Genomic DNA, 25750 nt, shown 5'->3' on the forward strand with positions numbered 1-25750 from the left:
GATCAACCTGGTAAAGGGCAAGATGAGCGTGAGGGCATCGATAAAACAAGCCTGCTGGGACACGTCATTCCTGGAGGCGATCTTTGTGGGGACCTAGATGGCTATCAACAACGTGCGTTCGCCCTGCTTAACCTATCCCTGCATACCATAAGAACAAGAGAGCCTGGAGGATCTCGAACGTGATGCCTCCAGGCTCGAAGTCCTAGTCACCGTGGCCGCATCAGCGCGCCACGTAGCCCAGCTTCTCCACCATCTTCTGGCCTTCGGGCCCGGTGACGAACTTGAGGTAGTCGGCGACCTCGCCCTTGGGCTGGCCGTTGGTGTAGCAGTAGAGCGGGCGCCAGAGCTTGTACTTGCCGCTCTTGACGGACTCATCGCTTGCTGCTGTGCCGTCAACCGCGATTATCTTCACCTTCTTCTTCGCAACGAACTCCTTGGCAAATGCCAGACCGACGTAGCCGACCGCTCCCTTGTCCCGTGCCACCGACTGGCATATGGCATTGTTGGAGGGCAGGGTAAGGGTCTCCTGGCGGAACCGCTTGCCCTTGAGCACAGTATCCTGGAAGAACACGTAAGTGCCGGAACTGCTGTCCCTGCCGATCGCGACGACCTTCATGTTCTCGCCGCCCACGTCTTTCCAGTTGTTGGCGCTGGTGTAGAGCTTCGCGAGGTTGGCCATTGAGATGTTCGTCATCGGATTGGCCGGGTTGACGATGACCGCCACACCGTCCTTGGCAACGGTTGTCGCTTTGAGCGTCACGTTGCGATCACGGCCCTGCGTGATTTCCTTCGGCCTTGCCGCACGGGAGGCGTTCGCGATGTCGCAGGAGCCGTTGATGAGGCCGGCCAGCCCCACTCCGGAGCCGCCTCCCGTGACGGAGATCATTACGTCGTGGTTCTTCTTCATATAGGCCTCTGCCCACGCGGCAGCGAGGGGCAGGACCGTATCGGAGCCTTTGATCTTAATCATTCCGCCGGCCGCCACGACCGGCAGAGCGAAGCCGGCGGCCACCGCCGCAGCCAGCATGATAACGTATACCTTTTCGAGCATCTTGTTTTTCATTGGTTTCTCCTCATTTCCCTCAGGACTAGAAGACGGTGATCATCTCGACGCGCAACCCGTTGTTGTCTACCGAGTTTCTCTCCTCATCGTTGATTTCATAGAACAGCTTGAGTTTCGTGGCCTCGTCAAGGAAGCGGACGAGTCCAAGGTTCCAGGTGCTGAGCGTCCCGAAGGTAGCGTTTAGCGCCCTGTCGTCGAGCACGTCATACTGGGCTACGGCCTGGTAGTCAGGACCGAGGTTCTTCACGCCGACGACATACCATCCGCTTACCGTGCGGTTCGTTCCTGATGTACCATTGGGCGTAATGGTCGTGTTGGAGTAGTAGGGCTCCTTGCCGGATACGTACTCGCCCTTGATCGATGCGCCTTCCATGTAGTACTGGAAGTCCAGTCCCAGGCGAGTCTGATCCACCTTCGCGGCGGCCGGCGCGTTCGAGACCGCGCGTACCGCTTGAGTTCCCCTGAAGATCGAAGCACCCACGCTGAGGCTCTCAGTGACCGGGTATCGCAACCGCCCGACGATGGTCTTGCCGCCGTTGTTGTCCTCGAACTTCCCGCCGCTCTCCAGGAACGACTTCCCAGGGTCACCGGACTTGGTCCCCGTGCCGTTGAACACGCCCAGCGCCCAATCCAGCTTGCTGGTCTCCGTGCTGAACAGAGCGATGCCCTTGTCGCGCTCCCCGGGGAAGAGACCGTTGAACGATGGGTAGCCTGACAGGCTCACCGAGGTGCCCCCAAACAGCTTCGGGCGCTCCGGTACTTCGCGGGCCGAAGACGAACGCTCGATCACATAGCCAAAGGGCCAGTTCTGCTGTCCGAACCGGACGAAGAACGGCGCGGGCGTTGCCACGCCCCAGGGGTGGTACTCGAGGTACAGGTCCTTTGTCTCTACCCTGCTCCGGTCATATCCGCATATGTCCAGCTGAACGACGCCGACGGTTTTGGAGGTGGGTTGGCCGGTGATCTTGAAGCGGCCCCTGCGTACGTAGAACCTGTTGTCAAGCGTCTTGTTGTCGCCGAGATTGCTCGCACCATCGATATTCTGGTAGGACTCGGACCGAGCCTGGACATAGCCGGACACTTTGATCTTCTTCAGCTTGGCAACGTCGGCTACGGTAGTCTGTATGGCTCCTTCAGGCTCCTCCACCGCATCCTTCAGTTGCTGCACAGTGGATGACAGGCTCTCCGCGTCTTCCTGAGAAGCTGTCGCGGCCGACTGAGCTTCCTGCAGTTTCTCGAGATGCTTCTGCAGTTCCTCGACTTGCTGCCTGATCTCCGCAATCTGCGCGGCTAGATCATCCTGCGCATGCGCGGCGGTGTTTCCCGCGCAGAGCATGCCCGCTGTCAGGCACATTGCTACTGCGATCTTTCTCACGCGTGATCTCTCCTTTCCGTTGTGTGACTTGCCTGCGTTCGACTTCAGCATAACCCGGCCAGTTTGCAGAATGCTTTCACCGGACTTGTCTGTGCCTTAAAGGTGTCCTGGGGTCCCCGCCGGGTGTTGCAGTGCACTCCCATCCCCTGTACAATGCTCCTTGGAGGCGTATGTGCCGAAGATACTCATAGTCGAAGACGAAGCCCCTCTGGCCGAGACTATCGCCCTCAATCTCTCCGAGGAGGGATACAAGACCTGCGTCGCGGCGGACGGGCCGTCCGCCCTGAAGATGATGGAGCAGGAGAAGCCCGATCTCGTGCTGCTTGACATCATGCTTCCCGGTATTGACGGCCTCGAGGTCTGCCGGCTGATCCGACGCACCTCTGGCATCCCGATCCTGATGTTGACCGCCAAGTCGAGAGAGATAGACAAGGTGGTAGGTCTCGAAGTCGGTGCCGACGACTATATCACTAAGCCGTTCGGAATGCTGGAACTGATCGCGAGGATTCGAACCGCCCTTCGGCGCTCGATGCAGGGTGTTCAGCCCTCCAATCTGCTAAGCGCGCATGGGGTCGAGCTTGACGTCGAACGCCGGCTGGTGACGGTCGAAGGGACAGAGGTGCATCTTCGCCTCAAGGAATTTGAACTGCTCCATGTTCTCCTCACCGGCCGAGGACGGGTGATGGAGCGCTCGGTCCTCCTTGATCGAGTCTGGGGAGAGGATGAGTACATAGACGCGGGCACGGTAGATGTGCACATTCGCAGGCTCAGGGAGAAGGTCGAGGAGAACCCCTCCAGGCCCGAACGCATACTTACTGTCCGAGGAGTCGGGTACAAGTTCGCGGAATGACCATGAGACCTTTGCGAAGCATCCGTTGGAGAATCGCGTTCGCCTACCTGCTAGTCCTGGTATCCATCGCGGCGCTGGGAATCTATCTCTCGCAGTGGACAGACAACTGCTACGTCTCCTCACTCCGCGGCGCACTGCTCACTGAGTGCCGTTTCGTTGCGAAGCTCGCGTTGCCGTTGATGACTTCCGGGCCCGAGGCCGTCGATCCGCTGGCCGGAGAGGCGGGCGGGCAGCTTGGACGCCGCGTCACGATCATTGGCGCAGACGGTCGAGTGCTCGGCGACAGCGAGTACGACTACTCCGACATGGAACTCCACAACGACCGCCCGGAGGTCCGACAGGCTCTTGCATCCGGCTCCGGCTGGACGATCCGATACAGCGAAACCCTGCATATCAGGATGCTCTACGTGGCCGCCAGGATTGGCGATGCCGCGCATCCCCTCGGAGTCGCACGGCTTGCCGAAGACCTGTCGCTGGTCGAGGAGGCGCGGGGGATCATCCATCGGGTGTTCTTCGTCGCGGCCCTGCTTGTGTCTCTGATCGCAGTTCTCGCCTGGGTGATGATCTCTTTCAACGTCTCGAGGCCCATTTCGGCGATGAGCATCGCGGCACGGAGATTCGCCCAGGGTGACCTCGATCTGCGACTCGATGCGCCCGCCGAGCCGGGGAATGAGATCGAGGAGTTGGCGGTAACGCTCAACCAGATGGCCGCTGAGCTCCGGCGCGCAATGGACGAACTTGCCGCCGACAAGGCCAAGCTGCAGACCATTCTCGACAAAGCGGACGACGGGATCGCCGTCGTGGATTCGAACGCTCGCGTGCAGATGCTGAACCCCGCGGCTTCCGGTCTTCTCGGCGCGGACATCATGCAGGTTCAGGGCAGGACCGTCATCGAGGCCACACTGAGCCGCGACATCTCGGAACTGGTTAGCCGCGTCCTTCGCACCGGTACACCTGCATCGCTCGAGGTTCAGCTCCAGACATCGGAGCAGCCCTATACGAACGTCTTCGTTGCCCCGTTGGAGAAACCCGACGGTCCTCCGGGAGCCCTGATCGTCATGCACGATCTGACGGCGGTGAGGCGCATAGACTCCGTGCGCAGGGATTTCGTGGCCAATGTGAGCCATGAACTGCGGACTCCTCTGGCCTCGATCAAGGCTATGGCCGAGACGATAGTCCTCCGAGGAGAGAAGGACGACAAGCTTGCGGGCGAACTAGCGGAGAAGATCGTGACCGAAGCGGATCGGCTGACCGCCATATCCGAGGATCTCCTCGATCTTGCCACGATAGAATCCGGATGGCGCCCGGTTCGCAGGGACGAGTTTCGGATCTCAGCGGTCGTCGAAAATGTTCTGTCGGAGTTGATGCCCAAGGCGGAGCAGATGTCTCAGGAACTCTCATCCAACGTTCCGGACGACCTGGTCATGCGGGGCGATCAGGACGCTGTTCAACAAATCCTCATCAACCTGGTGGACAATGCGATAGTGCACGGGGTGGGTGGGCAGGCGCAAACTCACGCGCACAATGGTCGAGTCACGATTTCCGCGTACGTGGAGAGTGGCCGGTTGTCGCTGCAGGTCGCCGACACGGGGATCGGCATCGCACCGGACGAACTGCCTCGCATCTTCGAACGGTTCTACCGCGTGGACAAAGCCAGATCTAGGCAGTCCGGGGGAACCGGCCTGGGCCTCTCGATCGTGAAGCACCTCTCCGAGATGATGGACGGAACCGTCTGCGTAAGCAGCGAGACCGGAAAGGGAAGCACCTTCACGGTCACCCTCCCGCTGAGGTAGACGAACGTCCTGCGAGGGCGGGAGTACTGCCTCTATGGTCCGTTTTCCGCCCGGTCCTGACGGTCGCACTCTCCCGGACGGCCGGCGGATGACAAGAGCGCATGACTACCTGTCCCGGACGAGGACTAACCTGTCGGCGCAGATCGCCTTGCCCACGTTACTATTCTCCAGGGAGCTACCCAGATGGAGTTGTTCGCCGAGAGCTAGTCGCACCAACTGACGATCAGCAGCACGCGGCAATAGCCAGAGTGACCAGCACTACGTCAAGCGTTTGCATCCGGACACCTCAAGTGTGTTCCTCGAAACCCAGTCGGCTACTTGTCGCGCACCAGCACGAAGCGGTCGGTGTAGATGGCCTTCATAGCGTTGCCGTCGCCGAATGGGGCGACCCAGAGGTACATGCCCTGCCTGAGCGCATGCGAACCCAGGTAGTAGGTCTTGTACCTCCCCGCATCCGCCTTCGGGCAATATGGAGTGGGTCGCGCAACGAACCCGCTCGCCGGGTCAAATATCCCCACCTGGAAGCCGCTTCCCGCGTCGCCGGTCTCGCAGCGGATGACGGCGTAACATTTCCACTTGCCCTCCAACTGCTTCGCGACATCGGCGGTGATGCTGAACTGCGTCGCCCACTGCGTGTGACTCCCGGGCATCCGGGCCGCCGCTCCGTCCGACGCGGCGGAGTCCTGCACCGCCTCTACCCAGCCGTTCTCCTTGCCGATGAGCTGCATCGCGTTCTCCTCGATTACGATGCAGTCTTCCTTTGGCAGCGCGCTCAGCTCCTCGGGAGTCGGTGGGATGATGAACAGCGCCTCGAGCCCGGGAACATAGGACTCGAACGACTGGCCCTCGGTGGCATTCCGGTTCTTGTATCGCCTCGCCAGGTCTACGAACTCCTTGGCCAGCTTCCCCGGATCAGCGGGGCCGGCAAACGCTACTCCGCCCGATTCCGATGCCTGCTTGTATCCCCAGTAGTTTCTCAGCAGCGCGTGGTCGAGCACCAGCCGCTCGCGGCGCACTCTTGCGGACAGGACCGGGTCGTTCTTCACCGACTCCTGTGCCTTGGCGAAGAGGCCCAGCGCCTCGTTCATCACCTCTAGCGTCAGGAAACTCAGGTCGCCGTTGTAGCATCCCAGGTGCATGTTCCGTTTCTCGCAGGAATCGTGGACCAGAGCCAGATACTGCTGAAGATACGATCCTGCTCTGCCGTAGTAGCCGTTCATGAACTCCGCCGTGAGCGCCTTCTCGTCCCTCGAAGGGTCCCACATCACGTGGGCGAGCAGCCATACGCGCATCTTGTCGAAGTCGCCGATCGTGCATCCCGGGTCTCCCTGCTCAAAGATGCCGATGGTGTTGTTGCGGACGAAGAACCGGATGTCCGGCGCCAGTGCCCTCATGTTCGGATGCGGCTGGATGTAGCCGGCGAAGTCCGTGACGTAGTTCCAGATGTAGAGGTTGGGCGCGATCGCCGCCCAGTTGCGCAGGTCGTCGCGGAACCCGGCGTTGTAGTCGCTGTCCAGCGGCCTGCCGAAGTTGCACTCGATCGAGCAGAGGCGCACGACGACATTCTTCCTCGGCTTGACGTGGAGCGGCGGCTTGCGGGTGTACTGGTAAGCGAGCGTCTCGATCAGCATGTCCGGGTACTGCTTCTCGATCTCCTCGGCAATCGCATTGATCCCTCTGATGAGCGAGCCTGAGGGCGATCCCTCCTCGGTGTCGGCGGCCTTGCACCTGGCGCACTGGCAGTTGCCGCCCCAGTCGTTCTGGCTGATGGATATGATGCCCGCATTCGGGTTCTTACGTATCCATTCCAGGGCTTGGCGGGTGAGTTCCTTGCGCATCTCCTCATTGCTGAAACAGAGCTGTCCCCAGTCGGCGCTGCGCTTGCCGTTGATCTCGCTGTACCAGTCAGGGTGGGCGGCGAAATACGTGTTCGGGGGCAGTAGGGCGTACGACGTGTGGCACCAGCCGAGGATCGAGTAGTGTCCGCCGTACTCCTCCGGAATGGCCGAGAAGTGCCCGTTCAGCTTCAGCTTGGCCGTGAACAGCGGATTGGCGTTCGTGTCCTCATAGTATGCCTCGCGGCAGAGCAGCTTCGGCGTGTAGTTGATGTTCAGTTCCGGTATGCGTAGAGTCTTCTTCTTGGGGATAGTGCTCTCGGTGCTCGTCCACCACCGGCAGCCGACTGTGTCCTCCAGGAAGGTATACACTGCATAGAGTGTTCCCCGGGGCCTCCCGCCGGCGAGAATCAGTTTGTTGCCGATAGTTCGGATGATGATGCCGTCGTGACCGAGCGACCTCCAGTCCACATCGGGCAGTAGGCTCCGGACGCTCTTGGACTGGCCGATCAGAATCTGGCGCGCATGCTTTCTTGCTGCCTGCTCGTTCCTGACAGGGAAGTCCGCGCCGGTTACCCGCTTCAGGTAGCTCTGCAGTCCGTACGCCGCCGTCTTCTCGGGCGTGATCGCATCCGACGCAACAACGATGCAGTAGTCCGACTCGCCGTCCTCCGCTATAGTCATCGCGCAGGCGGACGTCGCGATGCAGACGGCAAGTACAACAAGCAGCGGACTGAATGCCCTCATGAGAGACGGTGTTCGTTCCATTCCGATTTCCTCCGAATCAGTTCAACATCGTCCCGCGCCCGTGAGCGCGTGCATCTCTTCAATGGTGATGAATCCGGCAGCCGAGCGCATCCGGTTGCCCGCCCGGACGAAATCGACGATCGCCCGCTGTAGCGACGTCTTGGGAGTGAATCCCGCCAGGTCAACGGATGGATCTCCGAAGGCAAGGTCTCGGCACTGACCGTCCGAGCCGACTACCGGCAGCAGGTGGAAGGGCGACTGGAACTTCACGATGTTCGACTCAGCCGGCAGTATCGTCGGAAGGCTCGGATCGAGCAGCCAGGACCAGCAGGTGAACGACGTGAAGTTCTTCTCCGGGTATTGGCGGGGGAAGAACTCGAGCGCCTGAGCGTAGGACGCGAGACAGTCGTCCCAGATCAGCGCGCCGCCGCTGTTCCGTCCGGGGATGTGGACCTCGACCATGTCGTCGCCGGGCGTGATAGTCGGCTTCCAGTCGCTCGTTGAGAGTGTGACGATCTCTCTCCCGGCCAGCGCGCCGGGCAGGACGGGGTTTCCTCTCACGAAGTCGGTGCCTATCCCGAGTGCCGACTCCCACGGCTCCGGGTCGGTGATGCCGTTCGTGCCGTCAGCCGTGCCATCCGCGCGGTAGAGCTTTCCGGCGTCGCACAATGCAATCAGTTCACCCTTCTTGCGATGCCGGTAGACGCGGAACGGCCACGTGTAGTCATTGGTGTTGAACACAAGGCGTCCGAGGCGGAACATCATCGCATTGAAGTAGTTGCGCATCCAGCCGAGAAACCGCATGCCGTAAACACCATACCGCTCGCGGTGGTCTATCATCTGCGAACCGCACTGTCTCAGGGAATCGAGGGCGATCTGCTCTGATACACCCGTGTCGCGGAAGGCCCGGAGAGCGTGTTCCGTGCCGGAGACCAGGACAGCGATGTGGAAGAGGGGGGCGGCCCTACCGAGTGCGGCCACGGGGGCGGGCAGCACATCCTCGCCGAGTCCGCGCATTCCCGGCTGGTGAAAGAGGAGGAAGTGCCAGAGCCCTGCGAGTGCAGCAAGCGCGGAGCTCTTCCTGATCTCAGCGCAGACCGCCTCGAGGTCCCCCATGCAGTCCGACGGCAGCCCAAAGACTTCCGCCGAGTTTGTCGGGATCACGCCCATCTCGGCTCCACAGCCGCCGGATGACTGCCACGCCTCGAATGCCTGCCGGTGCGTTCTCCAGGTCTCCGGGATGGGGGCGACGCCCAGGTCCCTTGCCAGATGTTCGACGTTCATGTGACCGGTCCTAGTGGTTCATTCTCCGCAACAGTCGCTGTCTTCGCGCCAGACAGTAGCAGTACGGCACGCGGTAGGCTCGAGGAACTCCGCTGGTCATCCCGAGCACAAGCGCGCACACATATCTCATTTGGGAATTCCTAACAGGGGAAGCCGGGTCTCTCCGCCTTCGGGGAGCCTCATGCGAAGCACACCGCCGTTCGCCGTGTGCTCCACATGGACCGACTGCGCCAGCGCTGCCGTCTCCTCCGGTGAGACCTCCGTGAAGAAGACCGCGATACGGCTCGCAACCTCATCACCCGCCTTGAAACTGCGGGGCTGGTCCGAGAATGAGCCGTAGAGGACGTCCGCGAAAACCGCCTGCTGGTTATATCCGGAGGCTTGGCAGTAGGCCAGTCCTGACCCGGCTGCCGTTACGATGCCGAGTCGGCCGTCCACATTCGCCCACGACCCTGGAATGACCATGGTCTCCTGAGCCTTTTCCCAATCGAAGACGGTCTTTCCGTACTGGTGATAGACGCTCCGCTTGCCGCCACTGAGCTTGTCGTTCTCGATGCCGAAAGGAATGCCCAGTTCACGCGTGACGGTCACATCGGTAATCGCGGTGACGCGGTCCTGATAGACGACGGTCCTCTCGCCGATCGAGCAAACCTTGATCGTCTGCCTCAACTGCTCGCCATTCGTGAGGAGCACGCCTGTCGTCTCGAAACCGTTCGCAGTCTCCTTCCAGGAGTGTTCGACGACATCGAGCTTGTTCTCGCCCCCGGTCTCCATCGAGCCGACGAATCCGTTGAGAATCGGGACGGTGAAGTGCGGATTGCCGAGATGTCCCTCTCCGATCGGGGCGAGCATGCCCATGACCCGATTCTTCCAGGAGAACGACATGAGCTTGCTCTTCGTCCGGTGCAGAACCACCCCGACCGAGTTGTGCTTCCGCACACCCTCAGTAGGAAGCGGCCCGGTCCGCCTCGGATTGGAAGGACCGAACAGCTTGTGCGCGAGGAAGCCATAGCTCGTCTGCTCGGCGACGATCGAGTGCCTGGTAAATCCGAGCTTCGAACCCGGGACGGCCAGGTCGCCGTCCTGCATCTCCTGCCATGTGCGAATCCTCTGCAGGACGATCTTCTCCACATCGGTCGCTGTCGGATCGCGCATGAGAGTTCCGAGCGAAGCCATCAGGTTGATGTTCGGCAGGCCGTGCAGCTCCCAGTCCATCCCCTGAGGCCGAGCGCTGTCGCCGCAAGGGAGCAGGAGCGTCTGAAGCATCGCCCAGGTATCCATCAGATGATGAGTCGCCGCCTGGGGGACCGGCCGATGGACATAGATGTAGTGCATCGCCGCCTGAGTGAGGAAGTACGAACTGCACTCGACGTAGGATAGGTGGAAGAAACCATGATTCTCGAGCGTGAAATCCGGGTGAAGGTTCGCCCCCGAGACCCACTCCTTGACCGGTTTGCCGTCTATGATGCTCGTATCCCTCAGGTCTGCGGGCGTCGAGAGAGTGCTCATCATGTACTCGATGGCCTTCTCGTTCCAGACCTGAGCGTGAGGATGCTCGGGGAACATGTTGGCCGCGAGCGAAATGCAGATCAGCGTCCAGCCGTTCTCCTCGGCCTTGGTATCGTTCCAGCGACCGAATGGAGGCTTGCTCCCGAGGAAGCGGTCGGTCTCTGATGCCATCACGCGCTCGACGCCCTGGCGCAAGTCGGGGCTCAGGTCGTCCCAGATGAGCCACGCCCCGAAGCCGAGCGTCCCCGCCCACATCGCCGACTGCCAGCTGCCTCCCCATCGCTTGCCGTCGGCGCACATCTGCGTTCCGGTCACGTGCGTTGAAATGCAGTAGTAGATCGCCGCGGTGGTCTTCCGCATATACTTCCGGCGCTCGTCGCCCTTCAAAGCATTCGAGTACTTCAGGAGCGCGCCGCATGTGAGCACCATCTGAGAGATCGCGCGTATGCCTTCATTGCCGTCGCTGATCGCGTTGCCCCAGTATCCGCCCTCGGGATCCGCCGACCACTCGTGCCATTGTACCTCGGCGTGACGGCAGGCGTCGAGCATCACGTTCTGGTACGTGGCCATAAGTTCGCGCTCCGACATCGGACGGATGTCATACACATCATTAGCCCGTGCGGATATCGGAAGCAGGAGCAGCAGAATCAGCATCGCTCGTGTTATCTCCATCCCTGCTGACGTCACAGCTTGTCTCCGAACCTTGTCGTCGGTACTGGGTATTCCCTTGACCGCATCCTCGATCTCGCGATCGGACGGGGATGCGTCGCTGAGGAACTGCGCCGGCTTCTCACGTCTGATCCGAGTACCGCTTAACTCGCACCTTCGCCGTGATTCCGTGTGCAAGCATGTGCTCCAGCTTGCACTGGCGCTCGGTGACCGCGCCGATCTCGCGGCTGGCCTCCGGGGTCATGCGCTGGTAGGTGCAGGTCTTCAGGAACTTGCCGACCCATACGCCGCCGGTGTATCTTGCGGCACGGCTCGTCGGGAGAATGTGGTTCGTGCCGATGCACTTGTCGCCGTACGCGACTGTCGTCTCCTCGCCGATGAAGAGCGACCCGTAGTTGGTAAGGCTCTCAAAGAAGAAGTCCCGATCCTGCACATGAAGCTCCAGGTGCTCGGGCGCATATTCGTCGCTCAAGGCGACCGCCTCCTCGGGACTCTCGGTGGCATAGACGATGCCGTTGCTTGCCCAGGAGACGGAAGCCACATCAGCAGAGGGGAGCGTCCGAAGCTGCTTCTCGACCTCGGCGACCGTCCGGCGTGCGAAGTCCTCGCTCAGAGTGATGAGGCAGATGCCGCTGTTCGGATCGTGCTCCGCCTGCCCGAGGAGGTCGCATGCCACGAGCGCCGGATCAGCCGAATCGTCCGCGATCACAAGTATCTCAGTCGGGCCAGCGAGCAGATCGATGCCGCATCGCCCGAAGAGCTGGCGCTTGGCCTCGGTGACGTACTTGTTGCCCGCGCCGCAGAGTACATCGACCGGCTCCAAGTCGCCTATGCCGAATGCCATCATCGCGAGCGCCGGGACGCCTCCCAGGATGAAGATTCGGTCCGCGCCGGCCTTCTTGATGGCGTTGATCGTCGCGGGATAGTATCCCTGACCTTTGACCGGCGGCGTGCATGCGACGACGGTCTTGACGCCCGCAACCTTCGCCGGGATGATGCTCATCTGAGCCGAGCCGAACATCGGGTACCGCCCGCCGGGGATGTAGCTGCCGACCGAGTTGACGGCGATGTGCTTGTGCCCGAGGATGACTCCCGGCCTGATCTCCGTCTCGAGCGGCTTCATCGTCTCCAGTTGCGCCTGAGCGAATGCGCGAACGTTGGCCTGGCAGTAATCCGTGTCGGCGATGGCCTGCTCCGAGAGGCGCGATATCGCCTCGGATACCTGACTGTCGTCCAGTTCAAAGCTCTCAGGATTCCAGTCGTCAAACCTGGCGCTGTACTTCCGAACGGCATCCATCCCGTTCCGCTCCAGATCGATGAGCATCTCCGTTACGACTCGTGTCGTCTCTGGGTCGCTCTCGAAGAGCCGATGCCCGCCCTGCTTGATAACCTTCATCCTCACCTCCCATAGGTCCCATCCGTCCCATACGTCCTATCTCCGCCGCACCTTCTCCGCCGTGTAGCGAATCCCGGTGACCGTATCCTCGATCTCGCGGTCGGTCAGGCGCGGATGCATCGCAATGTTGAACTCCCGATGGTAGAAGAACTTCTCATGGATCGGGCAGAGGTGATCTCCGTAGCCGAGCTTCTTCAGGCCGTCGAAGTGGTACGTCGGCTGGTAGTGCAGGATGCCCTGGACGCCCTCTTCGCGGTAGAGCACGCGCATGAAATCATCCCGGCTCGCGCCGATCTCTTCCTCCTCGACGCAGACCGTGTAGAGGTGATAGACGTGATAGCAGTTCGGGTCCTCGTAGACCGGGGTTACACCCCTGATGCCCTTAAGTCCCTCGGTGATCCTGCGCCCGAACTCGCGACGCTTCTCGTTCAGCATTGAAAGCTTCCTCAACTGCGCTCGCCCGACCGCCGCCTGAATCTCGTTCATGCGGTAGTTGTTGCCCCACTTGCCGTTGACGTCCACGATGTTGAAGTGCGACGGGACCCAATAGTCGGTCTGGTCCTTCCACGGCTCGAGGTTCATGCACCTGAGTTTCTCGATCGGATCGACCAGGTCATCGCGGTTGGTCGTGATCATCCCACCCTCACCGCAGGTGGTCATGTTCTTCAGCGAGTGGAAGCTGAAACAGCCGACGTCGCCGATGCTTCCTGCCTTGCGGCCCTTGTACTCCGCGCCGGGGGTGTGCGCGCAGTCCTCCAGCACGAAGAGATTGTGCTTCCGCGCGATCTCCATGATCGGGTCCATGTCGCACATCTGGCCGCCGTAGTGGACGACATATATCGCTCTGGTCCGCGGCGTGATCTTGCTCTCGATCTCCTTCGGGTCGATGTTGAACGTCCGAGGGTCGATATCGGCATAGACCGGCCGCGCACCTTCCTTCAGAACGACGAGCGAAGTGGCGATGAACGTGTTCGGCGTGACGATGACCTCATCGCCCGGCCCGATGCCGAACGCCTGAGTGCAGATGTGCATCGCCGTGGTGCAGTTGGATGAGGCGAACGCGTGCTTCGTCCCGCACATCGCCGCGAACTCCTTCTGGAATGCGGCGACCTGCGGCCCCATGGTCAGCGTGTCCTGCTGCATCGCCTCCCACGCGGCGTTCTTCTCGTCGTCGTCATAGATCGAGCCGAAGAAGGCATACGGCACCTTCAGCACGACCCCGTCGTCCATGTGATAACTGCTCGTGATACCTCCCTCGGTATCCGATCCGGTGAACTTCTCGCTGTCTTCCATTGACTCTGACCTCCGCCTCAGTGATACTGAGCCTAGTATAGCGCAGACCGACGAAGATTGCGATTCGGTGATCCGCGGTCAAGATGGATTCGAGTCGGCTACTCGACGGCGCCGACCAGGGTTACTATCGCTCTCGGGGCGATGTTGATCCTGTTCGCCGGTGTGGCGGCCTTCTTGAGCGACCGGGTCTTCGAAGTGGTGTAGGTGTCGAAGCAGTCACCCCGCACCTTGAGGCCCTTGATCCTGATCGCCTGCGCTGTGGTCGCGGTGTTGATCGCTACGATAGCCAGTCGGCCTCTCTCCTTGTCAAGGTAGGCCGAGACCATCAGGCCGGTGGTGGTTTCGAGCGGGGAACGCTCTACATCGTACGATACGTCCAACCGCACCATGCCCGGCCTCACGAACCGCGAGAAGTTGCCGAGCGCCCAGAGCAACTTGGAGGGGAGTACGCGCCCGTCGTTCTCGGGCTTCTCTCCTTCGATATAGATGAGCCCGTCCTTGTAATCGGCCTGAGAGACCGCCAGCCACCACGACCAGTGTGTCGCGTTAGCGACGGTCAGGTCGTTGTGGATAACCCTGGCCACATAGAGCGCCGTGTCCATGCCGAGATCGCGTCCGTGCCCGTGGGTGATCTCGTCGTTCGCTTCCAGTATGCAGAACTCGGTCTGCCAGTATTCGAGTCCGGGATCGATCCGCTGCATCTCTTCACGGAGCTGCCTGCGAGTCTCCACCTGCTTCGATATCGGCCAGGTGGTGAAGTAGCTGTGAGCGGATGCGGCATGAGTTACCGCGGGCAGGTTGCCGAGGTAATAGGACGATGCGTGATTCCAGAAGGCATCGGCTTGGGCTTCGCGAGGATTCCCTTTCTTCCAGCAGAGGTAGTCAATGCGGGCCGCCTCCGGGATCACCACCTCGGATGGCAGCCCCTTATCGTGAAGCCTTTTTGCTATGAGGCGGGTCAACTCATAGATCTCCGCATTCTCGGCCGGAGTGCCCTCCTGTTTGTTGCTGTCCCAGATGTACTGAGGCTCGTTCACCGGGCTGATGAAGTCGAAGTTCAGCCCCCTCTCGTGGAAGTGCTCGGCAATGGCGACCAGGAAATCGGCGAAAGCGGGCACGGAACCGTCGCGAATGTTGAGGGTCCATCGCCTGTCACTGGAGTGTGCTATGCCGTTGATCGTGTAATGAACGGGAGGAGAGCAACTGAACGCCAGCAGGAACGGAACGCCTCGCTCGCGCGCGGCCTCTAGGAAGTACTGCTGACCCTTCTGCTTTGTCCAGTCGTACGTCCCGTCCGCGTTCAGGAAGCACTCCGCCCGATGCCACGGTGTGTGGATGCGGCTCGCGTCTCCCTGCTCGGCGCTCCCGGCCCCGACGTAGAAACGCCACATCGAGAGTGCGATGCCCTTTGGGTTTCCCCTGGCGTCGGTCTCGTTGCTGAAGAGCAGGTCCGCGATCTGCTCGCGCTTCTCGATCGGCCAGTTCTCGCCGACGAACTGACAGGTCCACGCATCGGACGCCCCGAAGCTGTGAATGACCTGCTTCTCATCGCGCAGGTTGATCTTGATACCTGTTGTTCCTGCCCCGACGCGAGTTGCAGCCGCCCATGCCATGAGTATTCCAAATACAGTCGCTAGTGACCTGATATCCAATCGCGCCTCCGCACCATAATGATTCTCCGCGACCCGTAGCCAATCCTGTTTGCCGGAGCCGCTACGCAGGATAGCCGGCGTTCGAAGTGGAATCGAGTTCTATCCGGAGGTCAACGAGTCCATGATCATCTGCTGTCCCATAGTTCTGGCGATACTCGCCTCGTTTTCTGTGCCCGACGGTGTTTCTCCGAACGAGTCGAATGCGCGTGAATCGGCTGGAAGCATCCGTTTGGAGACCGATGACGACCTCTCCCTGACGCTTAACCGTTCCGACGGCACTCTTCGCTCGGTCTCTATCGGTGGACGCGAGTTTCGGGCCGATTCCTCCCCGATCCGCTTCGAGGAGGTCATAGAGGACCGAAACGCGCCCGACCTGCTGGAGGTTGGGCCGGCATTCTGGAACACGCCGGCTGACTGCTACGAGGAGTCGGCGAACGGACATCCCGGCTCGTGGATGCGCGTCTCGGGAGTGAGCGACGCGCGCCCGAAGGCCCGGGTCGAGATCAACCAGAAGACGCCCGAGCCGCTCGTGCTCTCCGGTTGGTGCCAGGCCCGTGTCGAGGGCGAGGCCTTCGGATGGTTCAACAGGCACCTCGCGTTGAACGCGAACGCGGTCTATACGGACGGCAGCCGTATGCCAGAGGTCTCCGCGTACTTCGGCCAGTACGACCACGGTCCGCAGTTCAGCAGGCGCGTGATCTGCCCCGACAGGCCGGTAGAGAGCCTCGACCTCGACCTCTCTGTCCCCGGCGGCAAGTGCATGGCCTGGTACCGCGGCGTGAGATTGCAGCGTGCGAGCTATCAGGTGTCGTCGCCGTCTGATGCGGTCAGGCGCGTGGATAATTCCGTCCATCAGGAGTTTGTTATCGAAGAGGCATCCCTTCGAGGGATGGTCACCTACCGGCCGATGCAGGAGTGCGTCGAGATCACCTGCTCCTTCGAGAGCATGGAATGCGGAGACCGCGCGGTAAGCGCCTGGCTCTCTATCCCGCTCGATGCAGTCGGCGGCGTCTGGCACGACGACGTCCGCACGAGCAGGAAGATCGAGGAGGGTGGGATCTACCGGAGCGGCGCCTGGTACGGGGCGGGGCGGGATGGCTGGAACAGCCGCTACCCGTTTGCCTGCGTCGAAACCAAGACCGGCGAATGCCTCGCGATCGGCACGTCGGTCGCCGAGCCGCGCGTCTTCCAGACCGAGTACGACGCCGCGCGCCGCGAGCTGCGAATCCGCTTCGACCTCGGGCTGAGCCCCGACGCAGGCCGCTGGGCGAACCGAAGCTCGTTCACCGCATACCTGTTCGCCTGCTCAGACGGATTCCGGGGTGCGGCGGAGAAGTACTACCGGGTGTTCGAGTGGGCTTTCCGCAATCGTGTCGAGAAGCAGGGCACGTGGCTCGCATTCATGACTCCTGCCGCGATCCCGGAGCACGAGGATTTCCACTTCCAATTCCTGGAATCGGTCGGCCACATGGGCTGGGACGAGCGTGCTGAGATGTATTCGTTTCGGTACGCCGAGCCGTGGATACACCACCAGGAGTTTCCGGCGCACCTCCTCGCGCCTGAGGTTCACGGGCCGGCCGATCCGCAGACATCTGTCAGCCTGGCGAAGCGCATCGCGATCCAGGACGATCGGTCGCTTCCGCTCGACATGCGCAGGCGGTATCCAGCTTACCTGGGCAGCTCCATCGAGGACCGGTGGGGCAACCCGCAGGGATACTTCTTCCGGAGCCCTACCGGCGGTCGGAACGAGAACATGATGATCGTGAACCCGAATGATCTCCTTCCCCCGCCCGCCGGATCGCAGTACTCCTCGGGCGGTTGGGACCGCGAGATCGTGCGCCAGACCATGACGGTAAGTCGGCAGTGGCACCTCCCCGGTTGGACCTTCGCGAGGGTCTCGGAGCACCCTTTCATCGAAGTGGACCAGGAGCATAAGCGCTCCGGTGGGCAGTCTGTGCGTCTCGATCCCGTCCAGGGCAAGTCCTACTACGAGCAGTATCTCCGCGGCATCAGTCAGATCGTCCGGTACGTCGGCTCAGCGGAACCCCTCTCGTTCAGCTACAGCTTCCGAGGTGAGAGCGTTCCGGCCGACGGGACCGGGTTCGCCTGGAGTGTCACTCTCTGGTACGATGACGGCACCAGCGCTGGGGTCTCCTTTCCGGTTGCCGCCCCGGGCTCTTCCTGGCAGACGCGAGTACACGATGTTCCGACCGCCCGAGCGCCTAGGTACGTCTCCGTCTCTCTGCAGACCCCGACCTGGACCCCCGATTCCACCGTGCTCTGGATAGATGATGTCAGCCTGCGCGCCGGGGGTCGCGAGCTGCTGGCGAACGGTGGTTTCGAGGAGGCGAAACTGCTGCCTTGTCGGCTCGATGGAGTCTACCTCGACACGATGGAATGCTACCTCGCGAACCTGAACTACCGGCGCGCCCACTGGGCCTATGCGGACGAGCCGCCGACTTTCGACTGCGGGCGCATGCCGGCGCTCCATCAGGTCTACTCTCACGTGACGTACGCCCGGCGGATGGCCGACTGGATGCATTCGACCGGCAGGCTCGTCTTCGGCAACTGCACGCCCGCCACCCCCTTCGCCGCGCCCTATCTGGACGTGATGGGCACGGAACTATTCTGGAAGCAGGGCGGTGCATGGACTCCCTGGCCCGATGCCGAGTTCAACTTCGCGCGGTTCATGAGCCGGGGGAAGCCGTACTGCGTGCTTCAATACTCAGATCTGACTGCGGACGAGCAGGCGAGATACGTCAAGCGGTGTCTCTTCTATGGAGTTCTCCCGTCGAACCAGGCCGCGCCTTCGGGAGGTTGGTACTGGGCCGATCCGATCGTAGTTGACAGGCACCGGCCGGTCTTCAAGAAGTACCTCCCGATTATCATCGCCATCGCGGAGGCCGGGTGGCAGCCGGTAACCCTCGCTCGAACGAGCGACCCGGACGTCTGGATCGAGCGGTTCGGCGGCGGCGAAGCTTTCTACCTGACGGTCTTCAACTCTTCCGGGGAGCGCAGGACCGCGACAATCACTCTCGATCCGCGGTCGGGAGCGGGCCCGGGTGCGCCGGTTGAGGATGTCCTTGGCGGGCGGACCTTGCGTGCGCCCGCATTCGAGGTCGAACTTGGACCGGAGGACGTCGCCGTCTTCCGAGTAGAGCGATCCGGCGGTCGGCCATGAAGGGTGTCGGGTTGCCGCCGGAGCGCTTCCGATGGTGGGTCTTCCTGCTCGGCGGCGCGCTCATCCCCGTCAACAGCCTCTGGATCGCCCGCGCCGAGGCGATGGACTACTCCGGCTTCCCGACGTGCGCTTCCCTGTTCTACAACGTCATCTTCAGCCTGATGGCGCTCATGCTCATAAACGCCCTGGTGAGGCGTTTCCTGCCGAGTGCCGCGCTCTGCCGCCGGGAGCTCCTGGTGGTCTACGGCATGGTCGCCACCGGTTCGAGCCTGGTCGGCCACGACTGCATGCAGATGGTCGTCCCGACGATCCCTCACGCCGCCTACTTCGCCACGCCCGAGAACCGCATGGCCGAGACGATCATGCCCCACCTGCCCAGGTGGCTCACCATCAACGACCTCAGCGATTCGGTCAGGAGCTTCGAACAGGGGCACTCCACGTTGTACGACTGGGAGAACATCCGCATCTGGCTGGTGCCGATCGGCGCGTGGTCGCTCTTCCTGGTCTCGGTCATCACCGCCATGCTCTCGATCGTCATCCTCCTGCGCAGGCACTGGGTCGAGAACGAGCGCCTGAGTTACCCGATCGCGCAGATACCGATCATCATCACCGAGGGCGGCGGATCGAACGCGCTCTTCCGCAGCCGCCTATTCTGGACAGGCTTCGTGATCGCCGCCTCGATTGACCTGCTGAACGGCCTCGCGCAGTTCTACCCGACCCTGCCGAGCGTCAACGTGAAGATGACGAATATCAGCCCCTGGTTCAGCGCGTACGCCCCATGGCGTGCGATGGGCTGGACCGTCGTCTCGTTCTATCCGTTCGTGATCGGCCTCAGCTTCTTTATGCCGACGAACATGGCCTTCTCGAGCTGGTTCTTCTTCTTCTTCCGCAAGGCCCAGCAGGTCTCGGCGTCGGCGTTCGGCTACCAGGGGGCGGACGTCTGGTATCCGTACCTGAAGGAGCAGTCCTTCGGCGCGCTGATCGCCCTATTCGCCGCGAGCCTCTGGTTCGGGCGCGGATACCTGCAAGCGGTTTGGAGATCGGCCGTCACCGGGGAGGGAAGCACCCACGACGGCGGCGTCAGCTACCGTGGCGCGCTGATCGCCCTCGGGCTCGCGCTCGTCGTCATGACCGCGTTCCTGAACCTGGCCGGGATGGCGCTCTGGCTCGCAGTCGCCTATGTCCTTCTCTACGTCATGTTCTGCGGCGCGTTCACCCGAATACGCGCCGAACTCGGTCCGCCCGCCCACGAACTCGGCACGGTAGGTCCGAGCCACATGCTCGTGCTCGCGCTGGGGACTTCGTTCCTCGGCCCGCAGAACCTCACGATCTTCTCACTGCTCTGGTTCCAGAACCGGATGCACCGCGGGCTTCTGATGCCCCAGCAGGCCGAGTGCCTGAAGGCCGCCGGCGAGAGCGGGTTGCGCATCCGAACCATGGTCGCCGCGCTCGCCGCCGCCGGGGTGATCGGCGTGCTCTCGGCGTTCTGGGCGATCATGCACCTCGCCTACGGGCGTCACTACGCAGCCGCGCACCATCCCGGCGCTCCCGGGTCTGGGTTCTCCCGCGAGGCCTACACCCAGCTGTCCAACTGGCTCGCCAATCCGGTTGGTGCGAACTACATGAGCATCCTCGGCATCGCGGTCGGCGCCGCTTTTGCCCTCTTTCTCGCGAAGCTCGCCGTCACATACCACGGCTTCCCGTTCCACCTGGCGGGATACGCGCTCGGGATGGCATTCGGCACGGATTACATCTGGCTGCCGATCATGATAAGCTGGCTCATAAAGGTGCTTATCCTGCGATACGCGGGCCTGCGAGGCTACCGGGCGGCGATCCCGTTCTTCGTCGGCCTCGTGCTCGGCGAGTTCGCGGTAGGCGGCATGTGGAGTTTCGTGCGTGGCATCATGGGCGTGCAGACATATACGTTCTTCTACTAGGAAAGGAGCAGACCTATGGTTCATCAGGAGGAAATCAGCATCCGCACCCAGGAGCACCACGAGATCCACGATCTCACGAACAGGGTGCTCGAGGTCGTGCGGAAGTCCGGCGTGCAGACCGGCATCGCAAACGTCTTCAACGTGGGCAGCACGGCGGCGCTCGGCGCGATCGAGTTGGAGCCCGGCCTTGCGCAGGACTTCCCGGCCCTGCTGGAGCGCCTGATCCCGGCTGGACAAGACTACGCGCACGAGGAGACCTGGCACGACGGCAACGGCCACTCGCACCTCCAGGCGACACTCATGGGTCCCTCGCTCACGATCCCCGTCGCGGACGGCAAGCCCGTGCTCGGCGCCTGGCAGCAGGTCTTCCTCATCGAGTGCGACGTGAAGCCCCGGCGCCGCTCGGTGCTCGTGACGGTGATGGGCGAATAGGACGCGGGGTATGCGCCGAAGTCGTCTATGCCCGACCTTTGGGGGGGTAGCGCCCCGAAACTTCCGTCCTATGGGACTATTGTCGCCGTGCCGCCTCTGCTGTAGAATAATATTGCACTATGTTGCAATGGGATCGTTTGGGTGCGATCTCCTGTGAGCGTGGTGATTGCGGAAACAGCCCGTCAAACTGCCCTGGCGGGCTGTTTCTCCGTGTGGTTCGCACCTGCCCCTCTCGCACCGCCGATCCTCCATGACCGGTCTTGGGGTTACAGGGCTCCCTCCTCGCGCGGTCACGCGAACTGGTCGAGGCGCGAACTCAGTCGCCACACAGCGGGCCTCTGAGTGCTGTCGAGCACGATTGTTGCTGTCGTTTAGATAAACAAATTCACGTTCCCCGCCTCCGCCCTGTCAAGGTACATCGCCACTCCGCCCTCCTCGACGCCCTCGATCAGTTCCTCGCGCTTGATGCCCATCAGGTCCATGGACATCGTGCACGCCACGAGCCGCACTCCCGACTTCCGGGCCGACTCGATGAACTCCGGAAGCGAGGGCACGTTCTTCTTTCGCATGATGCCCTTGATCATCGAGAGCCCCATCCCGCCCATGTTCATCTTCGAGAGCGACAGCTTGTCCGCGCCCCTCGGCATCATCCAGCCGAACATTTTCTCGATGACGTTCTTGCTCACGCGCGCGCCCTCGGGCTTGCGGAGGATGTTCAGCCCCCAGAAGGTGAAGAACATCGTGACCTCACTGCCCATCGCCGCCGCTCCGTTTGCGATTACGAACGCCGCCACCGCCTTGTCGAAGTCGCTGCTGAACACGACGATCGTCTTGTGCTTCGATGGAGTGTGAGCGGGAGCGTGCTCCGGCCTCGGCGCGCCCTTCGCGATCAACGCCCGGTAGCGGCCGTTCTCTGATGTCAGCTCGACCAGCGTGTTCCCGGTGCTGTGGCACCACGGGCCGATGTCGGAAGCGAACCCGGAGTCGGTCGAGATCACTTCTATCGCCTCGCCCTGTGCGATCTCCTTGAGTTCCTCCGCGGTGCGCATGATCGGCCCCGGGCACTGGAGGGCGGTCGCGTCAACCGTCTTCACGGGCGTAACCCCTGCGGAAACGGCGGCCGCGGATACCTCGTCGGTCGTGCCAGAGTCGTCCGTAACCTCCTTCCTGTCCGGCGCGGAGGGCGCGTCCAGATGGCCGGTTGCCATCCGGTAGGTCTTGAACCCCCCGGTTAGGTTGCGGCACGCGAACCCCTTCTGTCTCAGTATCCTGCACGCCAGGTATCCGCGCAGGCCGACCTGGCAGAAGACCAGAATCTCCTTGCCGCGCGGAAGCTCGCCGATGCGCTCCCGAAGTTCCTGAAGCGGGATGGCGACTGAGCCGGGAATGGTCCCCGCCGCGACCTCGGGGGCCGTGCGGACGTCCAGCATGATCTGCGAGTCGGACGGATCGAGGAAGTCCTCGGTGTGGCAGAGCGCGACGTCTCCCCTTAGCGCGTTCGATGCGACGAACCCGGCGTAGTTGACCGGGTCCTTAGCCGAGCCGTAGGGTGGGGCGTACGACAGCTCGAGTTCCTCGAGGTCGTAGACGGTCATGCCCGCCCGGATGGCGGTCGCCAGCACGTCAATCCGCTTGTCCACCCCGTTCGCGCCGACTGCCTGCGCGCCGAGTATCCGGCCCTCGCCGGGATCGAACAGGAGCTTGAGGCTCATCTGGGTCGCCCCGGGGTAGTACGAAGCATGGCTTGCTGGGTGGATGTATATCTTCTCGTATGGGATTCCGTCCCGTTTCAGGCACTTCTCGTTCAGTCCGGTCATCCCGACCGCGAGGTCGAACACTTTGCATATCCCTGTGCCTTGCGTCCTGTTGTAGGAGCTGCTCCGCCCCAGCGCGTTGTCCGCCGCTATTCGCCCCTGTCGGTTTGCCGGTCCCGCCAGCGGTATGTGAGCCGTCCCGCCGCCGACGAACTCCGTCACCTCGACGGCATCACCGACCGCGAACACGTCCGGATCGCTCGTCCGCATATGCTCGTCCACGACGATGCCGCCTCGATCGCCGATCTTCAGCCCCGCATCCCGAGCGAGTGAGACGTCGGGCCGAACGCCGATCGCCATCAAGACCAGCCCGCACTCCAGCGCCTCTCCGGTGCTCAGGTGCGCGGTCAGGGTGTCTCCCGAGTCTTCAAAGCTCGTGACCGAAGTGTCGAGCCGGAGGTCCACCCCGTTCCGCAGAATCTCCTGGTGCACGGGGTTGGCCATCTCCGGATCAACCGCCCCCATCACGCACGAGGCGAGTTCCACGAGGGTGACCTCCATGTCGCGGTGCCGAAGCGCCTCCGCGATCTCCAGGCCGATGTACCCACCGCCGATCACCAGCGCTCGTCCCGAAGTGTCGGATTCAAGGAGCGCGACGATCTCGTCCATGTCCTGCATGGACCGCAGGGTGCGCACTCGCGGGTCCTCGCTGCCGGGAATGGGCGGGCGTATCGGCTCCGCGCCGGGGCTCAGGATCAGCCTGTCGTACCGGATCGCCTGCTCCTCGCCCGACTCCACGTTTCGGGCGATGACCTCCTTCCGCTCGCGGTCAATGCGGACGGCCTCGGTCCTGGTGCGGACATCCAGGCGCAGGTTCGCGTAGAGGGTCTGGGGAGTCTGCACCAGCAGTCTGTTGCGGTCGCTGATCGTTCCGCCGATGTGGTAGGGAAGTCCGCAGTTCGCGAAGGAGACGTACTCTCCGCGCTCCAGCACGATGATCTCGGCTTCCTCGGAGAGCCGCCTTGCGCGCGCGGCCGCGGACGCCCCTCCGGCGACGCCTCCGGCTATGACGATTCTGGTCTTCTCGGACATGTGATCTCCTCCGGGTTATCTCGGGCAGTTCTTGCGGATGCACTCCATCAGGGAAGGCAGCCGCGGTGAAGTGATTGCGTAATAGACGGTTCTACCGGCGCGCCTGCTGGTGAGCAGTCCGGCGGTCTGCATGAGCCGCAGGTGCTCGCATATCTGGTTCGGCTTCACTTCGCACAGATCGGCGATCTCGTGGACGGCCAGTTCATTCTGCATCAGCAGGTCCACGATCCTCAGGCGGACCGGATGAGCCATGATCCTGAGGCACGCCGCCGCCTCGCAGAGTGCCTCTGTCGAAAGGGACTGCCGTTTTTCTGTCATATCGAAACCTCGTAACGTCACGATGTATCGAGTATACAAGCCCGGCTTACGTTTGTCAACCGCACAAGGAGAAAACGGCCCCCGTGCCCAAAGTAACAGAAACAATGAATGGAGTGTGGTTCTTCTATGCGTACCAGCCGTGTATTGGACAAGCTTCGCGCCGGTGAGGTGGCGAGCGTCTTCAAACTCAACCTGGAGACCGCGCGCGCGGTCGAGATAGCCGCTCTCGCGGGGTATGACGCCATATGGGCCGATATGGAGCACACTGCGAGCGACTGGTCGCTCGTCGAGGCGCAGATATACGCCGGCAAGGCGCACAACTGCGACACGATGGTGCGCGTCGCTCGCGGCGGTTACAGCGACTACGTCAGGCCGCTCGAGATGGACGCGGCAGGCATCATGGTGCCGCACATAATGAGCCTCGAAGACGCGAAGAATGTCGTTCGAATGACGCGCTTCCATCCGATCGGCCGCAGGCCGGTTGACGGCGGAAACGCGGACGGCGAGTACTGCGGTTGCGACTTCCAGGAGTATCTGAGGTTTGCGAACGGCAACCGCTTCCTCGCGGTGCAGATAGAGGATCCCGAGCCGCTCGACGACCTCGAAGAGATCGCGCAGTTGGACGGAATTGACATCATCTTCTTCGGCCCGGCCGACTTCAGCCAGGGGATCGGCGCCCCCGGCGATTTCAGCCATCCGCTCTTGATCGAGACCCGCAGGCGGGTGGCTGACGTGTGTCGGAAGTACGGCAAGTTCGCCGGTACGACTTCCAGCGCCCAGAACATCCAGGAGTGGGTTGACATGGGGTACCGGTTCTTGTCGCTCGGCGCCGACGTTCTCGCCCTGCGGCCGTACTGTGACGAGTTGATGAAGGTGATCAGGGGCCTCAAGGTTCCGTAGCGCGGGAGGCATTCATGAATCCGATCAAGACTCTGGTGTTCAGCGGCGGCATCATCCACGACGGGCAGGGCTGCGGCGACGAGATCGAGAGAATCCTCCGCGCGGACAGTCGCTTCGATGTGACCCGCGTGCATGAGGACCTGTCGGTCCTCGAATCCGGGCTCGATGCGTATGATGTGATCGTGCTCTACTACACTCGCGGCGAACTGAGCGATGGACAGCGCGACGGCCTGCTTAGATACGTTGCTTCGGGGAAGGGATTCGTCGGCGTCCATTCCGCAACGGCGTCGTTCCGCGACTGCGCGGAGTTCCACGCGATGCTCGGAGGCATCTTCACCACGCACCCGAAGCCGCGAATGTACCAGTGCAGCGTCGCCGACCCCGAGAACCCGATCACTCATGGCATCGAGGAGTTCTTTGTCGAGGACGAGCAGTACATCCTCGACTACGATCCGCGCGTGACCGTCCTAGCGTCGGCGCTCTACCGCGGGAAGGCCGAGCCGGTCGCTTGGACGAAGGCCTGGGGGCAGGGCAGGGTCTACTACCTCGCCCTCGGCCACACGCCCGAGTGCTGTCGGCACGCGCAGTTCGCCCCGCTTCTGATCAACGGGTCGGTCTGGGCAGCGGGAGATAGCTGAGGCTTGTTCGGGCGGGAGTTGAACTCCTGCCC

The 25750-nt window shown here is 62.2% G+C and carries 17 protein-coding genes; 7 read left to right on the plus strand and 10 right to left on the minus strand.

Going from position 1 to position 25750, the window contains the following annotated elements:
- Positions 1-220 precede the first annotated feature (220 nt).
- Positions 221-1063 (minus strand): PstS family phosphate ABC transporter substrate-binding protein, encoded by an 843-nt coding sequence (locus tag KBC96_07145; protein MBP6964163.1) that lies wholly within the window; start codon positions 1061-1063, stop codon positions 221-223.
- Positions 1064-1088: 25 nt separating this feature from the next.
- Positions 1089-2438: a hypothetical protein gene (locus KBC96_07150; protein ID MBP6964164.1), complete on the minus strand. Its 1350-nt coding sequence runs from the start codon at positions 2436-2438 to the stop codon at positions 1089-1091.
- Between the two features lie 172 nt (positions 2439-2610).
- Here KBC96_07150 and KBC96_07155 point away from each other — a divergent pair, with 172 nt between their 5' ends.
- Both KBC96_07155 and KBC96_07160 read left to right on the plus strand, forming a co-directional pair.
- The gene (locus KBC96_07155; protein MBP6964165.1) at positions 2611-3288 is read left to right on the plus strand and encodes a response regulator transcription factor; all 678 of its coding nucleotides are present in this window, start codon (positions 2611-2613) and stop codon (positions 3286-3288) included.
- 2 nt (positions 3289-3290) lie between these two features.
- Positions 3291-5081, plus strand: a complete 1791-nt coding sequence (locus tag KBC96_07160) for a PAS domain-containing protein (protein ID MBP6964166.1) — start codon at positions 3291-3293, stop codon at positions 5079-5081.
- Between the two features lie 314 nt (positions 5082-5395).
- On the opposite strand, the gene KBC96_07165 is transcribed toward KBC96_07160, so the two are convergent.
- The 6 genes from KBC96_07165 to KBC96_07190 form a co-directional block, all read right to left on the minus strand.
- Positions 5396-7684, minus strand: a complete 2289-nt coding sequence (locus KBC96_07165; protein ID MBP6964167.1) for a DUF4838 domain-containing protein — start codon at positions 7682-7684, stop codon at positions 5396-5398.
- Between the two features lie 21 nt (positions 7685-7705).
- Positions 7706-8947: a DUF5596 domain-containing protein gene (locus KBC96_07170; GenBank protein ID MBP6964168.1), complete on the minus strand. Its 1242-nt coding sequence runs from the start codon at positions 8945-8947 to the stop codon at positions 7706-7708.
- 126 nt (positions 8948-9073) lie between these two features.
- On the minus strand, positions 9074-11302 hold the full coding sequence (locus KBC96_07175; GenBank protein MBP6964169.1) for a hypothetical protein: 2229 nt from the start codon (positions 11300-11302) through the stop codon (positions 9074-9076).
- The gene (gene hisD, locus KBC96_07180; protein ID MBP6964170.1) at positions 11247-12521 is read right to left on the minus strand and encodes a histidinol dehydrogenase; all 1275 of its coding nucleotides are present in this window, start codon (positions 12519-12521) and stop codon (positions 11247-11249) included. The genes KBC96_07175 and hisD overlap by 56 nt, the downstream gene beginning before the upstream one ends.
- A gap of 36 nt (positions 12522-12557) precedes the next feature.
- Positions 12558-13814, minus strand: a complete 1257-nt coding sequence (locus KBC96_07185) for a DegT/DnrJ/EryC1/StrS family aminotransferase (protein ID MBP6964171.1) — start codon at positions 13812-13814, stop codon at positions 12558-12560.
- Positions 13815-13912: 98 nt separating this feature from the next.
- A complete protein-coding gene (locus KBC96_07190; GenBank protein MBP6964172.1) occupies positions 13913-15466 on the minus strand; it encodes a hypothetical protein in 1554 nt (517 codons plus the stop codon).
- A gap of 121 nt (positions 15467-15587) precedes the next feature.
- Between KBC96_07190 and KBC96_07195 the strand changes: the two genes are divergently transcribed.
- From KBC96_07195 to KBC96_07205, 3 genes are read left to right on the plus strand one after another with little or no spacing between them, the layout of a single operon-like run.
- Positions 15588-18647, plus strand: a complete 3060-nt coding sequence (locus KBC96_07195; protein ID MBP6964173.1) for a hypothetical protein — start codon at positions 15588-15590, stop codon at positions 18645-18647.
- On the plus strand, positions 18644-20584 hold the full coding sequence (locus KBC96_07200) for a hypothetical protein (protein MBP6964174.1): 1941 nt from the start codon (positions 18644-18646) through the stop codon (positions 20582-20584). The genes KBC96_07195 and KBC96_07200 overlap by 4 nt, the downstream gene beginning before the upstream one ends.
- Before the next feature lie 15 nt (positions 20585-20599).
- Positions 20600-21016 carry a secondary thiamine-phosphate synthase enzyme YjbQ gene (locus KBC96_07205; protein ID MBP6964175.1) on the plus strand — a complete coding sequence of 139 codons (417 nt, stop codon included), beginning with the start codon at positions 20600-20602 and terminating at the stop codon, positions 21014-21016.
- Positions 21017-21387: 371 nt separating this feature from the next.
- On the opposite strand, the gene KBC96_07210 is transcribed toward KBC96_07205, so the two are convergent.
- Entirely contained in the window at positions 21388-23862 is a 2475-nt protein-coding gene (locus tag KBC96_07210) for a DsrE/DsrF/DrsH-like family protein (protein MBP6964176.1), read from the minus strand.
- 15 nt (positions 23863-23877) lie between these two features.
- Positions 23878-24180, minus strand: coding sequence for a winged helix-turn-helix transcriptional regulator (locus KBC96_07215; GenBank protein ID MBP6964177.1), 303 nt, complete (start codon positions 24178-24180; stop codon positions 23878-23880).
- Between the two features lie 108 nt (positions 24181-24288).
- Between KBC96_07215 and KBC96_07220 the strand changes: the two genes are divergently transcribed.
- Positions 24289-25080 carry an aldolase gene (locus KBC96_07220; protein MBP6964178.1) on the plus strand — a complete coding sequence of 264 codons (792 nt, stop codon included), beginning with the start codon at positions 24289-24291 and terminating at the stop codon, positions 25078-25080.
- Between the two features lie 14 nt (positions 25081-25094).
- Positions 25095-25718 carry a ThuA domain-containing protein gene (locus KBC96_07225; protein MBP6964179.1) on the plus strand — a complete coding sequence of 208 codons (624 nt, stop codon included), beginning with the start codon at positions 25095-25097 and terminating at the stop codon, positions 25716-25718.
- Positions 25719-25750 lie beyond the last annotated feature (32 nt).

This window comes from Armatimonadota bacterium, from assembly GCA_017993055.1.
Lineage (GTDB): Bacteria > Armatimonadota > UBA5829 > DTJY01 > DTJY01 > JAGONM01.

Coding starts and splice junctions, on each gene's coding strand:
- KBC96_07145 (MBP6964163.1), bottom strand. CDS start 1,063: ATGAAAAACAAGATGCTCGAAAAGGTATACGTTATCATGCTGGCTGCG.
- KBC96_07160 (MBP6964166.1), top strand. CDS start 3,291: ATGAGACCTTTGCGAAGCATCCGTTGGAGAATCGCGTTCGCCTACCTG.
- KBC96_07165 (MBP6964167.1), bottom strand. CDS start 7,684: ATGGAACGAACACCGTCTCTCATGAGGGCATTCAGTCCGCTGCTTGTT.
- KBC96_07170 (MBP6964168.1), bottom strand. CDS start 8,947: ATGAACGTCGAACATCTGGCAAGGGACCTGGGCGTCGCCCCCATCCCG.
- hisD (MBP6964170.1), bottom strand. CDS start 12,521: ATGAAGGTTATCAAGCAGGGCGGGCATCGGCTCTTCGAGAGCGACCCA.
- KBC96_07185 (MBP6964171.1), bottom strand. CDS start 13,814: ATGGAAGACAGCGAGAAGTTCACCGGATCGGATACCGAGGGAGGTATC.
- KBC96_07195 (MBP6964173.1), top strand. CDS start 15,588: ATGATCATCTGCTGTCCCATAGTTCTGGCGATACTCGCCTCGTTTTCT.
- KBC96_07200 (MBP6964174.1), top strand. CDS start 18,644: ATGAAGGGTGTCGGGTTGCCGCCGGAGCGCTTCCGATGGTGGGTCTTC.
- KBC96_07205 (MBP6964175.1), top strand. CDS start 20,600: ATGGTTCATCAGGAGGAAATCAGCATCCGCACCCAGGAGCACCACGAG.
- KBC96_07210 (MBP6964176.1), bottom strand. CDS start 23,862: ATGTCCGAGAAGACCAGAATCGTCATAGCCGGAGGCGTCGCCGGAGGG.
- KBC96_07215 (MBP6964177.1), bottom strand. CDS start 24,180: ATGACAGAAAAACGGCAGTCCCTTTCGACAGAGGCACTCTGCGAGGCG.
- KBC96_07220 (MBP6964178.1), top strand. CDS start 24,289: ATGGAGTGTGGTTCTTCTATGCGTACCAGCCGTGTATTGGACAAGCTT.
- KBC96_07225 (MBP6964179.1), top strand. CDS start 25,095: ATGAATCCGATCAAGACTCTGGTGTTCAGCGGCGGCATCATCCACGAC.